This is a genomic window from Arthrobacter sp. ISL-72 (genome assembly GCF_018613755.1).
Taxonomy (GTDB): Bacteria; Actinomycetota; Actinomycetes; order Actinomycetales; family Micrococcaceae; genus Arthrobacter.
The window spans coordinates 183809-196366 of sequence record NZ_JAGGPP010000008.1 but is presented as its reverse complement, the minus strand read 5'-3'; the positions used below and the strand labels follow the sequence as shown (position 1 = coordinate 196366).

11 protein-coding genes are annotated in these 12558 nt (G+C 67.3%); 7 read left to right on the top strand and 4 right to left on the bottom strand.

The annotated features are described in order from the left end of the window. Position 1 precedes the first annotated feature (1 nt). Positions 2–1354 carry an LLM class flavin-dependent oxidoreductase gene (locus J7I92_RS09115; protein ID WP_214839647.1) on the bottom strand — a complete coding sequence of 451 codons (1353 nt, stop codon included), beginning with the start codon at positions 1352–1354 and terminating at the stop codon, positions 2–4. A gap of 283 nt (positions 1355–1637) precedes the next feature. On the opposite strand from J7I92_RS09115, the gene J7I92_RS09110 reads away from it, so the two are divergent. Further along, positions 1638–2141 (top strand): GNAT family N-acetyltransferase, encoded by a 504-nt coding sequence (locus tag J7I92_RS09110; protein WP_214839645.1) that lies wholly within the window; start codon positions 1638–1640, stop codon positions 2139–2141. Between the two features lie 46 nt (positions 2142–2187). Then, the gene (locus tag J7I92_RS09105) at positions 2188–2571 is read left to right on the top strand and encodes a RidA family protein (protein ID WP_214839643.1); all 384 of its coding nucleotides are present in this window, start codon (positions 2188–2190) and stop codon (positions 2569–2571) included. 110 nt (positions 2572–2681) lie between these two features. Here J7I92_RS09105 and J7I92_RS09100 read toward each other — a convergent pair whose 3' ends face one another. Continuing rightward, positions 2682–3344, bottom strand: a complete 663-nt coding sequence (locus J7I92_RS09100; protein WP_214839641.1) for a response regulator — start codon at positions 3342–3344, stop codon at positions 2682–2684. After that, complete coding sequence (locus J7I92_RS09095; protein ID WP_251039669.1) at positions 3337–5094, bottom strand: ATP-binding protein; 1758 nt, start codon at positions 5092–5094, stop codon at positions 3337–3339. Before J7I92_RS09095 ends, J7I92_RS09100 begins: the two co-directional genes overlap by 8 nt. Before the next feature lie 221 nt (positions 5095–5315). On the opposite strand from J7I92_RS09095, the gene J7I92_RS09090 reads away from it, so the two are divergent. The 4 genes from J7I92_RS09090 (at position 5316) to gatB (ending at position 10377) form a co-directional block, all read left to right on the top strand. Then, positions 5316–6809 carry a CitMHS family transporter gene (locus J7I92_RS09090; protein WP_214839639.1) on the top strand — a complete coding sequence of 498 codons (1494 nt, stop codon included), beginning with the start codon at positions 5316–5318 and terminating at the stop codon, positions 6807–6809. Positions 6810–6970: 161 nt separating this feature from the next. Continuing rightward, positions 6971–7267, top strand: coding sequence for an Asp-tRNA(Asn)/Glu-tRNA(Gln) amidotransferase subunit GatC (gatC, locus tag J7I92_RS09085; protein ID WP_028272567.1), 297 nt, complete (start codon positions 6971–6973; stop codon positions 7265–7267). Between the two features lie 3 nt (positions 7268–7270). Further along, positions 7271–8872: an Asp-tRNA(Asn)/Glu-tRNA(Gln) amidotransferase subunit GatA gene (gatA, locus tag J7I92_RS09080; RefSeq protein WP_214839637.1), complete on the top strand. Its 1602-nt coding sequence runs from the start codon at positions 7271–7273 to the stop codon at positions 8870–8872. Then, entirely contained in the window at positions 8872–10377 is a 1506-nt protein-coding gene (gene gatB / locus J7I92_RS09075) for an Asp-tRNA(Asn)/Glu-tRNA(Gln) amidotransferase subunit GatB (protein ID WP_214839635.1), read from the top strand. The genes gatA and gatB overlap by 1 nt, the downstream gene beginning before the upstream one ends. A 71-nt stretch (positions 10378–10448) precedes the next feature. Here gatB and J7I92_RS09070 read toward each other — a convergent pair whose 3' ends face one another. Beyond that, a complete protein-coding gene (locus tag J7I92_RS09070; protein WP_214839634.1) occupies positions 10449–11357 on the bottom strand; it encodes a LysR family transcriptional regulator in 909 nt (302 codons plus the stop codon). 143 nt (positions 11358–11500) lie between these two features. On the opposite strand from J7I92_RS09070, the gene tdh reads away from it, so the two are divergent. Then, on the top strand, positions 11501–12547 hold the full coding sequence (tdh, locus tag J7I92_RS09065; protein ID WP_214839632.1) for an L-threonine 3-dehydrogenase: 1047 nt from the start codon (positions 11501–11503) through the stop codon (positions 12545–12547). Positions 12548–12558: the final 11 nt, after the last annotated feature.

Here is a 12558-nt window from a genome sequence, read left to right as displayed (position 1 = left end):
TTTACGCCCCGGCGGCGGCCAGCCTGGCGGCGGTGTAGCGGTTGACCGGGCGTTCCAGCCCGTAGTGCCCGCGCAGGGTGCTGGCCGTGTACTCCCTCCGGAACAGGCCGCGCTGCGGCAGGACTGGCACCACGTGGTCCACGAAGGCCTCGAGCCCTGAGGGGAGCACGGCCGGCATGATGTTGAAGCCGTCGGCTGCGCCGTTTTCGAACCAGTGCTGGATGGCATCAGCCACCTGCTCGGGTGTGCCGGAAAAGGTGCGGTGCCCGCGGCCCCCGCCAAGGCGTCCGATCAGCTGCCGCACCGTGAGCTCTTCGCGGCGGGCAAGTTCCACAATCAGGGTGTACCGGCTCTTCGCACCCTGGACGGAGTCCTCGTCCGGGAGCTCTGCGGGCAGCTGCCGGTCCAGCGGAAGGTCCTCCGGGCTGACTCCCAGGGTCTTCGCCAGTTCGAGCCGCGCATATTCGGGCCGGATGAGCTCATCCAGTTCGCGTTCCAGCTTCTTGGCCTCGGCTTCCGTGCCGGCCAGCACCGGAACAATGCCGGGCAGGATCTTGATGCCCTCGGGGTTGCGTCCGGCCGCCGCGGTGCGGGCCTTCAGGTCGGTGTAGAAAGCCTGGGCGTCCTCGAGCGTCTGCTGTGCGGTGAACACAGCCTCGGCGTACTGCACCGCGAGGCCCTTGCCGTCTTTGGAGGATCCGGCCTGGACGATCAGCGGATAGCCCTGCGGCGACCGCGGCACGTTCAGCGGACCCCGCACGCGGAAATGCTTTCCCGCGTGGTCGATGGGCCGGACTTTGTCCGCGTCCGCCCACACGCCGGCCTCCTTGTCGGCAACAACGGCGTCGTCGTCCCAGCTGTCCCACAGCTTGCCGGCAACGTCCAGGAACTCAGCCGCCCGTTCGTACCGGGTGGCGTGCGCAGGCTGGTCATCGACGCCGAAGTTCCGTGCGGCGTCGGGCCCTGCGGTGGTCACGACGTTCCAGCCGGCACGGCCGCCGCTGACGAAATCGACCGAAGCGAAGCGGCGGGCAAGGTTGAACGGATCGTTGTAGGTGGTGGAGGCCGTGGCAATCAAGCCGATCTTCTCGGTGGCTGCGGCGATAGCGGTCAACAGGACCGTGGGTTCGAGCTTCCCGGCGGGCCGGCGCCCCACGTCGCCGAAAACCACGGGGGAGTCGGCGAAGAAGATGGAATCGAACGTTCCGCGCTCGGCAATCCGGGCCAGGTTGCGGTAGTGGCCAATGTCCGTGCTGGCAAAGGGGTTGCTTTCAGGCAGCCGCCAGGAGGCTTCGTGGTGGCCGGTGCTCATGAGGAAGGCATTGAGGTGCAGTGTGCGCTGGGCGGGGGCCATGGTGGTGGTCCTGTCTGTCGGGGCGGCGTCGGGTGGTGCAAATCAACCACAGGCTCCCCGCTGCCTGCCAGCGCTGCCGACCACTGGAGAAACGGCCGGAAATACAGGGCAATGCCCGGAATACGGGGAAATACGGGGCAACGCCCAGGACACGCAGCTCAACAGGAAGCAACGTGGACAGGACCGGCGGGCACTCCTCCCGGTAATAGTTCCCGGTGATAGTTCAGTCACGGAAACGGCCCTTTCGGGGACGGCCGGAGGGGCCAGCGACTACCATTGATAAGTGCATTCGCAGATCCTCATTCGGCCCGCCGTAGCGGCAGATTTCGACGCCGTGGCCCGCATTACGCGGGACGCCTACCTTGCCGCGGGCTACTTCGCGAGTGCCGACCACCCCTACATGCTGCAGATCCAGGACGTGGCCACCCGGGCCAGCCAGGCCACCATCTGGGTTGCCGAGCGGGCCGGACGCGTCGTGGCATCGGTGACGCTCGCCGTCGCCGGTGAACCGTTCGCCGACATCGCACTGGCCGACGAACTCGAATTCCGCATGCTGGTGGTGGATCCGGCGGTGCAGCGCAGCGGCGCCGGCAAGGCCCTGGTTGAGGCGATCATCGGCCACGCGAAGGCGCTCGACGGCATCAAGGCCGTGGCCCTGACAACAGGCGGCACCTGGGAAAGCGCCCACGGGCTGTACCGCAAGACCGGCTTCCAGCGTGTTCCCGAGCGGGACTGGTTTGTGCCGGATACTGACATAAAGCTGCTGGTTTACCGGCTCGACGTCTAGCCGCCCTAGAGTGGTGCCGACTCAAGGCATCATCGAAAGGCACACCATGCGCAAGACATTCGGTTCCGGCTCCAGCTGGGAGCAGACCCTCGGCTATTCCCGTGCAGTGCAGGTGGACAATACCCTGTACATCTCCGCCACTGCCGCCAGCGGGGACAACGGAATCGTGGGTGAGGACTTCTACACCCAGACCAAGTACATCCTGGAAAAGCTGGGCGCAGTCCTGGCCGACGCCGGGTTCGAATACGACGACGTGGTCCAGTCCAAGCTGTACCTGACGGACATCAGCAAGTGGGAAGACGCCGGCCGGGCCCACGGAGAAGTGTTCGGCGACATCCGCCCCACCCTGTCCCTGGTCCACGTGCTGCCGTTCCTCGACCCGAAGATGCTTGTGGAGATCGAACTCGTGGCCCAGAAGAGCGCCAGCTAGCAGAGCAGAGCGCCGGCCGACGGAGCGCGAACGGACACTTGGGGCCCCCGGCGTGAGGGCCTCAAGTGTCCGTTCGCGCCGGGGGATGGGCCTCAAGTGTCCGTTCGCGCTTAAGAAGCCGGCAGGCCGTAGCGGTGTTCCGGGCGGCCCGTCGTTCCGTAGCGGAGCTGGATGTCGACGGCGCCGTCGTCCGCCAGCGAGGACAGGTACCGCTGGGCGGTTGCGCGGGAAACGCCAACCCGCGCCGCCACTTCAGCCGCCGAATACTGTTCCCCGGGCTCCAGGGACTCGAGCACGGCCGCTTCCGTGGCGGAGCGCGGCTTGGCCGACACCGAGGCGTCGCCGGGGATCAAGGAGCGTTTCGCCCGCTCCACCGTGTCCTGGTCGAGCGCCCCGGGCTGGGCGAGGATCCGCCGGTACCGGGCATAGGACCGGAGCTGCTGGGACAGCGACTCGGCGGTGAACGGCTTCAACAGATAGCCCAGGGCGCCGCGGCGGAACGCCACCCGCAGCGAGACCGCGTCCGACGCCGCACTCAGGATCATCGTGTCCACGTCCAGCTGGCGGAGCAGGTCGAGTCCCGAGGCGTCCGGCAGGTACACGTCCAGCAGCACCAGGTCCGGACGCAGGCTGTGGATGGCCTGGAGCGCCAGCGCCGCCGAACCGGCCGGGGGCAGCGCCAAAAATCCCGCCACCGAGTCCACGTAGGCCGCGTGCAGTTTGGCCACGTGGAAGTCGTCGTCCACGATCAGCACCCTGTAATCCTCAGCCATCACTGTCCTTCCTGATGAGCCCGTCGTCGCTGACGGGCGCGCCGTTCTTAACAGACCCGTTCTTAACAGAATCGGCAGTGGTCCGCGGCAACGTTGCCATGAACACCGCCCCGGGCCCCCCGGGCGACCCGGGGTCCAGGACCCGGACGTCGCCGCCGCGGCGCCGGGCCAGCTGCCGCGACAGGGCCAGGCCCAGACCCTGCCCGCCGCCGGCACGGGCCGGCCGTGCCGCCGTCGTGAATCCCTCCGCGAAAACCGCCTCCGGCCCGCTTTCAGCCGTTTCGGCCGGGAGCCCGTCGCCGGAATCCGCGACGACGATGTGCAGCGTGCCGCCGTCGGGTCCCGGTTCGTCCAGCAGTTCCACTTCCACCCAGCGGTCCGCAGCAGAGCCGGCGACGGCGGCATTGACGGCGTTGTCGATGAGGTTTCCGAGCACTGTGGTGACGTCCTGCGGCTCGGTGACCTGGCCGCGCACCAGGGTTTCCGGACCGATCCGAAGCGCCACGCCGCGCTCGTCGGCCTCAACGCCCTTGGCTCCCACGAACGCCTGCAGGTACGGGTCCTGGAGCAGCTCGGCCTGGTCCACCGGGAACTTCAGCGGACCCGTGGCGGCGAGGCGGGCCAGGTAGTCACGCGCCTGTTGGTGCTGGCCGATGCTCATGAAGCCGGCAATGGTGTGCAGCTGGTTGGCGAATTCATGGCGCTGGGCCCGCAGGGCGGTCGACATGGTTCCCACGGCGTCCAGCTGGCGGGTCAGGTGCTGCAGCTCGGTGCGGTCGCGGAGCATCACCACCCAGCCCAGGTCCTCCTGCCGGTGAAGGGCCTTCCGGGCGCTGGCCACCAGCACCCGCGCGCCGGCAATGATTTCGACAGCGTCCGCCTCGGCCGCATCCGGCCGGGTCAGGGCCTTCAGCTGCCCCGGTACCGGAGCCTTCTCCCACGGCGTCCCGGCGAGGTCCGGCAGGCCAAGGAGCCGCTGGGCAGCGGCGTTGAACACGCTGATCCGGCCGTCCGCCGCGACGCCGATCACGCCGTCGTCCACGCCCTGGAGGACCGCCACCTGGTCGTGGACCAGCGTGCTGATTTCTTCCGGTTCCAGGCCCAGCGTCAGCCGCTGCAGCCGGCGTCGGAGCAGGAAGGAGGCCAGGATTCCGGCCACCAGCGAACCTGCCGCGGTCAGTGCGATGGGCACGATGTCCCGGGCCAGGCTCTGGACGATGCTCTCGGTGGAGTACCCCACGCTGACCTCGCCCACTATGGCCGCCGAATCGGGGGCGAACACGGGCACCTTGGCACCTGCAGAAGGGCCCAGCGTTCCGGTGTTCCGGGTGGTCACCTCCTTGCCCGACAAGGCCTCGGAGGGGTCGGTGCTGACCTTTTCACCGAGCCGCTCGGCGTCCGGGTGGGCCAGCCGGAGGCCTGTTTCATCCGTGATCACCACAAACAGTGCGCCGGTGCGGGTCCGCGCACCCTCGGCCACCGCCATCAGCGGGCCGGCAAGCAGCACGTCCCGCGGGGGAGTGCCTTCCTGCCGGCTGATGGCCTGGACCTCCCCGCGGACTGCGGGATCGGAGGCCACCGTGCGGGCGAGGGTGAGTGCCTGGTTTTCCGCTTCCCGGCCAAGCCGCTCGTAGGTCAGCCAGGCGTGGACTGCGCCGCTGAGCAGAACAACGAGCAAAACCACTCCGAGCTGGAGCAGCAGGGTCTGGGTGGAGAACCGCAGGGACTGCCTCGGTGCCGGACGCTTCATTGCCCTCCTGACGGGTCGTGGCCGCTATGACGGGCTTTCCCATGGTGTCGGCAGCGACGAACCAGGGGGAAATCAACCCGGTGAGCTAAATGAGCAAAATGCTCCCAATAAGCAGTATGCCAATCAATTGAGCCAAAGGCACTGCCGTGACCCGGGCCACTCTAACGTCTGTAGTGCGCATCACACCGTAGTGGTGCCATTGACTGACAAAGGAGCCGGCCGTGCTGGTATTACTTGGATTCGCCATGATCGCGGTATTCATGGTGCTGATCATGACGAAGAAGTTGACGCCCGTGCTGGCGCTGATCATTGTTCCCACCGTCTTCGGGCTGTTCGCCGGGGCGGGACTGGGCATCGGGGACATGGTCCTGGACTCCATGAAGTCCATGACCTCCACCGCAGCCCTGCTGATGTTCGCCATCATCTACTTCGGCCTGATGATCGACGTCGGGCTGTTCGACCCGCTGGTGCGGTTCATCCTCCGCAAGCTGGGCAACGACCCCGCCAAGGTGGTGCTCGGCACCGCCCTGCTGGCTGCCGCGGTGTCCCTCGACGGCGACGGTTCCACCACGTTCATCCTCACCACGGCGGCCATGCTGCCGATCTACCTCCGGCTGAAGATGAGCCCCGTGGTCCTCACCTGCGTGGCCGGCCTGGCCAACGGCACCATGAACATCGTGCCTTGGGGCGGCCCCACCGCCCGCGCCGCCAGCGCCCTGAAGATCGACGTCAACGAGGTCTTCGTTCCCATGATCCCGTCACTGATCGCCGGCCTCGCCGTCGTGCTGGTCTTCGCCTGGGTGCTCGGCCTGCAGGAGCGCAACCGCCTCCGCGCCACCCAGCCGGAGATCTGGGGAACGCCGTCTACGGCAGAGCCCTTTACCGCTGAAGCGTTCGACGGCGGCACTCCCGCCGGCAGCGGCCGCACCGGCCGCGGTGGTTCGGGCCGCGGTACCGCACCTGTTCCCGCAACGGGCGGCCCCGCCGTTGGCGGTGAAGGCTCCTCCGTCGCCGTGCTGGAACGCACCGAAACGCTGGTGGATGACAGCGACACCGCCATGGCCGACACGGCACTGGACCCCAACCGCGAGACGCTCCGTCCCAAGCTGCAGTGGTTCAACCTGGGCCTCACGGTCGCCGTCATGGGCATGCTCATCGCCGACCTCGTGCCCCTTCCCTACGTCTTTATGGTCGGCTCGGCCATCGCCCTGCTGGTGAACTTCCCCCACGTCAAGGACCAGGGCAAGCAGCTGGTGGCGCACGCCCCGTCGATCGTCGCCGTGGTGAGCATGGTCATGGCCGCTGCAGTCCTGACCGGCGTCCTGACCGGCACCGGCATGGTCGAGGCCATGTCTGCGTGGCTGGTGCAGATCATCCCGTCCAGCATGGGACCGCTCATGGCAGTCATCACCGGTGTCCTTAGCATCCCCATGACGTTCTTCATGAGCAACGACGCCTTCTACTTCGGTGTCCTGCCCGTCCTGAGCGAGACGGCCGCCCACTACGGGATCAGCTCCGCCGAGATGGCCCGTGCCTCCATCACCGGACAGCCGTTCCACATGCAGAGCCCGCTGGTTCCCGCCATCCTGCTGCTGGTGTCCCTAGCCAAGGTGGACCTGGGCGACCACCACAAGAAAGTGCTGTGGCGCAGCGCCGTCGTCGCGCTCGTCATGCTCGCAGTAGGAATGCTGACGGGAGCCATCGGCATCGGTTAGGGTAAAGCTGCCTGCGGCTCCTGCTCCTGGCAGCTCCGGCTGCCTGGAGCAAAGCTGCGGGTCGGTGCTGCCCGTCTGACGCCCGCTGGGGGTCGTCAGGCGGGCACACTGTTGCAACGTAGACTATTGGGGAAACCAAAACTACATTGCAGGGGAGATCCATGGCTGCGATCAACCGCGACGACGTCGCGCATCTCGCGCGTCTCGCGCACATCGAGATGAGTGCTGAAGAGCTGGACCGGATGGCCGGCGAACTGGCCGTCATCGTCGATTCAGTGAAGTCCGTAAGTGAAGCCGCCGGTGATGACGTCCCGGCCACGTCCCACCCGATTCCGCTGACCAACGTGTTCCGCGAAGACGTAGTGGGCCACACCTTCACGGCCGAGCAGTCCCTGAGCGGCGCCCCCGATGCATACGAAGGCCGCTTCAAGGTTCCGGCCATCCTGGACGAGGACTGATAAATGACTGAACTGAACAGCACCGACTCTGCCGCCCTCATCCGACTCTCCGCAGCCGAGCTCGCCCGGAAGCTCGCGGCCGGCGAGGTCACCTCCGTCGAGATCACGCAGGCTTACCTGGACCGCATTACCGCGGTGGACGGCGGCCCCCGCGGAGTGAACGCCTTCCTGCACGTCAACACCGAAGAGGCGCTCGCCGTCGCCGCCGAGGTGGACGCCATCCGCGCCGCCGGCGGCACCGCCGCAGCGGAACTCCACGAACTCGCCGGCGTCCCCATCGCCGTCAAGGACCTCATCGTCACCGTCGGCCAGCCGACGACGGCCGGCTCCAAGATCCTCGAAGGCTGGCACAGCCCGTACGACGCCACGGTCGTCAAGCGCCTGCGCGACGCCAAGATGCCGATCCTGGGCAAGACCAACCTGGACGAATTCGCCATGGGTTCCTCCACCGAGCACTCGGCCTACGGCCCCACCCGCAACCCGTGGGACCTTGAGCGGATCCCCGGCGGCTCCGGCGGCGGTTCGGCTGCCGCCGTCGCCGCCTTCGAAGCACCCCTTGCCCTGGGCACGGACACCGGCGGATCCATCCGCCAGCCGGGCGCCGTCACCGGCACCGTGGGCGTCAAGCCCACCTACGGCAGCGTTTCCCGCTACGGCGCCATCGCCATGGCCTCCTCGCTGGACCAGATCGGCCCGGTCTCCCGCACCGTGCTGGACTCGGCCCTCCTGCACCAGGTCATCGGCGGCCACGACCCCCACGACTCCACGTCCCTGCCGGACGCCTTGGAGGACCTCGTCGCGGCCGCGCGGCTGGGCAACGTTGACGGCATGAAGATCGGCATCATAAAAGAGCTCCACGGCGAGGGCTACCAGGCCGGCGTCGAGAACCGCTTCAACGAATCCCTGGAGCTGCTCAAGCAGGCCGGCGCGGAAATCGTTGAGGTGTCCTGCCCCAACTTCAAATACGCCCTGGGCGCCTACTACCTGATCATGCCGTCGGAGGCTTCCTCCAACCTGGCCAAGTTCGACGGCGTCCGCTACGGGCTGCGCGTGCTGCCCGAACAGGGCCCGCTCACGATCGAACGCGTCATGGGCGCCACCCGCGCCGCCGGCTTCGGCGACGAAGTGAAGCGCCGCATCATCCTGGGCACTTACGCGCTCAGCGCCGGATACTATGACGCCTACTACGGTTCGGCGCAGAAGGTCCGCACCCTGATCCAGCGTGACTTCGAAGCAGCGTTCGCCCGGGCCGACGTGCTGATTTCCCCCACGGCCCCCACTACCGCCTTCAAGCTGGGCGAGAAGCTGAACGACCCCCTGGCCATGTACCTGAACGACGTCGCCACCATCCCCGCCAACATGGCCGGCGTTCCGGGCCTGTCCCTGCCGGGCGGCCTGGCCGACGAGGACGGACTCCCGGTCGGCATCCAGCTCCTGGCCCCGGCCCGCCAGGATGCGCGCCTGTACCGCGTGGGCGCCGTGCTTGAGCAGCTGCTCGAGGCGCAGTGGGGCGGCCCGCTGCTGGACCGTGCTCCTTCGCTGACCGATTCTTTGCCGGCAGTTGCTGCGGCCGGTGCCCCGTCGAACCACGGAGGTTCACACTAATGATTGACGCAACCCTGAGCTTCGAAGAGGCCATGGAGAAGTACGATCCCGTTCTGGGGTTCGAGGTCCACGTGGAGCTCAACACCAAGACCAAGATGTTCTCCTCCGCCCCGAACGTCTTCGGCGACGAGCCGAACACGAACGTCAACGAGGTGGACCTTGGCATGCCGGGCGTCCTGCCCGTGGTGAACAGGACCGCGATCGAGTCCTCGATCAAGATCGGCCTCGCGCTGAACTGCAAGATCGCCGAGACCTGCCGCTTCGCCCGGAAGAACTACTTCTACCCGGACACCCCGAAGAACTTCCAGACCTCCCAGTACGACGAACCCATCGCGTACGACGGCCACCTGGACATCGAACTGTCGGACGGCACCGTGTTCCGCGTTGAAATCGAGCGCGCCCACATGGAAGAGGACGCCGGAAAGCTGACCCACATGGGCGGCGCCGCCGGACGCATCCAAGGCGCCGACTACTCGCTGGTGGACTACAACCGCTCCGGCGTTCCGCTCGTCGAAATCGTCACCAAGCCGATCCAGGGCGCCGGCAGCCGAGCCCCGGAACTGGCCAAGGCCTATGTGGCCGCGGTGCGTGAGATCGTGAAGAACCTCGGCGTCTCGGACGCGAAGATGGAACGCGGCAACGTGCGCTGCGACGCCAACGTTTCGCTGCGCCCGCACGGCCGCGAACGCTTCGGCATCCGCTCGGAAACGAAGAACGTGAACTCGCTGCGCGCCGTCGAACACGCCGTCCGCTACGAGATCCAGCGCCACGCCGCCGTCCTGGACTCCGGTGAGCCGGTCATCCAGGAAACGCGCCACTGGCACGAGGACACCCGCTCGACGACGTCGGGCCGCGCCAAGTCCGACGCCGACGACTACCGCTACTTCCCGGAGCCGGACCTCGTGCCGATCGTCGCGTCCCGCGAATGGGTCGAGGAACTGCGCGCCACCCTGCCCGAGCCGCCGGCCGAGCGCCGCAAGCGCCTGCAGGCCGACTGGGGCTACTCGGACCTCGAATTCCGCGACGTGGTCAACGCCGGCGTCATGGACGAGATCGAGGAAACCATCGCCGCCGGCGCCACGGCCACGGTGGCCCGCAAATGGTGGATGGGCGAGATCGTCGGCCGCGCCAAGAACGCCGACGTCGACCCCGGCCAGCTGGGCGTCAAGGCCGAAACCATCGTGGAACTGAACAAGATGGTCGAAGCCGGCAAGATCAACAACAAGATGGCCGCCGAAGTGCTCGATGGCGTCCTCACCGGCGAAGGCACCCCGGCCGAGATCGTGGAGAAGCGCGGCCTGGCCGTGGTCTCCGACGACGGCCCCCTCCTGGAAGCCATCGACGCCGCCCTCGCCGCCCAGCCCGGCGTCGCGGACAAGATCCGCGGCGGCAAGGTCCAGGCCATCGGCGCGATCGTCGGCGGAGTCATGAAGGCCACCCGCGGCCAGGCCGACGCCAACCGCGTCCGTGAGCTGATCCTGGAGAAACTCGGCGTCCAGGCCTGAGTCCGTGTTTTAACCCAACCGGGTCGCAGCAGGTGTCGTTCATGACGGCATCAACTGCGGCCCGGTTGCGTTTAACGGGAAACGAGTCCGGCCATGATGTCCTCCAAAGCCTCGCAGACCATCCGTACCGAGGTTCGCTTGAGGTTTTCCGGACGGGCCAGGATGTCGATGCGGCGGCGTGTGCTGATGCCCTGCAGCGGCCGCAGCACAATGTCCGGGTTGAGCACCGGCCGGGCCGTATGCCGCGGCAGCAGCCCGATCACGCTGCCGGTTGCCACCAGCCCCGCCACCGTGGAGTAGTCGTTGATGCGGTGGACAATATTCAGTTCCCTGCTGGACACGGCCGCAACGGCGGACAGCACATCCGCGGGGGAGTAGCCGGCATGGCTGGTCACCCACGGTTCGCCGACGACGTCGTGCGCCGTCAGTGTTTCCTTGCCCGCCAGGCGGTGCCCTGCGGACAGGGCCACGTCCAGCGGCTCATGGGCGAGCGGAATGACGGCCACGCGCTCCTCCGGCCAGCGCGGGCTGTGGTCCATGCGGTGGGCCAGCACCAGGTCGTAGCGTGCCGTCAGCGCGGGAAAGTCCTGCTGCGCCACGTCCTCGTCCGACAGCAGGACCCGCGGCTTGTCCGGCGAATCCAGCAGCCGCGCGAGCGGCGCGAACAGCGCCTGGCCGGCGCTGTGGAAGCCGCTGACCGTCACCGGAGCCACCGTGGAGCCGTGGTACACGCCGATGGCCATCCGGGCATCCGCCATCGCGCTGACGACGGCGGCCCCCGCGTCCGCCAGCGCCTGTCCCGCTTCGGTCAGCACCAGGTTCCGGCCCTCCTTCCGCGTGAGCGGCACCTCCACGCTCCGCTGCAGCGCGGCCAGTTGCTGTGAGACCGCCGAGGGCGTAACGACGAGTGTTTCGGCAACCGCTTTGACGCTGCCCAGGGCGCCCAGTTCGCGGAGCATTTCGAGCTGATGGACTTCCATGCCCTGATTCTATTGCTTAGATAAACCTAAATCGTCGATTGAGATAACCTCGGTTGTGCTTACGCTTCTTTGTGGTTCTAATGAAGGGAGACGGCCCGGCAACACCCTCGCCGGGTCCCCGAATACTTGGAGTGAGGAAGCCAATGAAGGCTCTGTACAAGGCCGGCGCACACGCCGGATTTGAACTGGTGGAGCGGCCCGAGCCGGAGACCGGCCCCGGCGACGTGAAGATCCGCGTGATGACCACTGGCATCTGCGGCACCGACCTGCACATCCAGTCCTGGGACGCCTGGGCGCAGGGCATCATTGCGGCACCGCTGATCGCCGGCCACGAATTCTATGGCGAAGTGGTGGAGATCGGCGAGGACGTCCGCGACGTCAAGGCGGGGGACCGGGTCTCCGGCGAAGGGCACGTCGTCTGCGGCATCTGCCGCAACTGCCGCGCCGGCCGCCGGCAGATGTGCATCCACACGGTCAGCGTCGGTGTCCAGCGCGACGGGGCGTTCGCCGAGTACGTCGTCATCCCCGAGACCAACGTCTGGGTTCACCAGGATCCTTCCGTGACTCCCGAACTCGGTGCCATCTTCGATCCGTTCGGCAACGCCGTCCACACCGCGCTGAGCTTCCCCCTGGTGGGGGAGGATGTGCTGATCACCGGAGCCGGCCCCATTGGACTCATGGCCATTGCCGTGGCCCGCCATGCCGGTGCCCGGAAGATCGCCATCACGGATGTCTCCGCCCCGCGGCTCGAGCTGGCCCGCCGGCTGGGCGTGGACCTCGCCATCGACGTTTCCAAGATGCGGGTCAGGGACGCGCAGCGTGAACTGGGGATGCGCGAAGGGTTCGACATCGGCATGGAAATGTCCGGCCACCCGACCGCGCTGCCGGAGATGATCGACAACATGAACCACGGCGGCCGGATCGCGATGCTGGGCCTGCCGAGCCAGTCCATCGACATCGACTGGGGCAAGGTGGTCACCCACATGCTCACCATGAAGGGCATCTACGGCCGTGAAATGTTCGAGACCTGGTACGCCATGAGCGCCATGCTGTCCTCCAACCCCGTGCTGCACGCCAACATCTCGGCCGTGGTGACGGATGTCCTGCCCGCCACGGACTGGGAAAAGGGCTTCGAGGTTGCCCGCGCCGGAGTGGGCGGCAAGGTTGTCCTCGACTGGGCCGTCTTCTAAGCCCCGCCATT

What these genes read in the sequence shown, in the direction of transcription:
- J7I92_RS09115 (WP_214839647.1), bottom strand. Translation starts at nt 1,354, where the DNA reads ATGGCCCCCGCCCAGCGCACACTGCACCTCAATGCCTTCCTCATGAGC.
- J7I92_RS09105 (WP_214839643.1), top strand. Translation starts at nt 2,188, where the DNA reads ATGCGCAAGACATTCGGTTCCGGCTCCAGCTGGGAGCAGACCCTCGGC.
- J7I92_RS09100 (WP_214839641.1), bottom strand. Translation starts at nt 3,344, where the DNA reads ATGGCTGAGGATTACAGGGTGCTGATCGTGGACGACGACTTCCACGTG.
- J7I92_RS09095 (WP_251039669.1), bottom strand. Translation starts at nt 5,094, where the DNA reads ATGAAGCGTCCGGCACCGAGGCAGTCCCTGCGGTTCTCCACCCAGACC.
- gatC (WP_028272567.1), top strand. Translation starts at nt 6,971, where the DNA reads ATGGCTGCGATCAACCGCGACGACGTCGCGCATCTCGCGCGTCTCGCG.
- gatA (WP_214839637.1), top strand. Translation starts at nt 7,271, where the DNA reads ATGACTGAACTGAACAGCACCGACTCTGCCGCCCTCATCCGACTCTCC.
- gatB (WP_214839635.1), top strand. Translation starts at nt 8,872, where the DNA reads ATGATTGACGCAACCCTGAGCTTCGAAGAGGCCATGGAGAAGTACGAT.
- J7I92_RS09070 (WP_214839634.1), bottom strand. Translation starts at nt 11,357, where the DNA reads ATGGAAGTCCATCAGCTCGAAATGCTCCGCGAACTGGGCGCCCTGGGC.
- tdh (WP_214839632.1), top strand. Translation starts at nt 11,501, where the DNA reads ATGAAGGCTCTGTACAAGGCCGGCGCACACGCCGGATTTGAACTGGTG.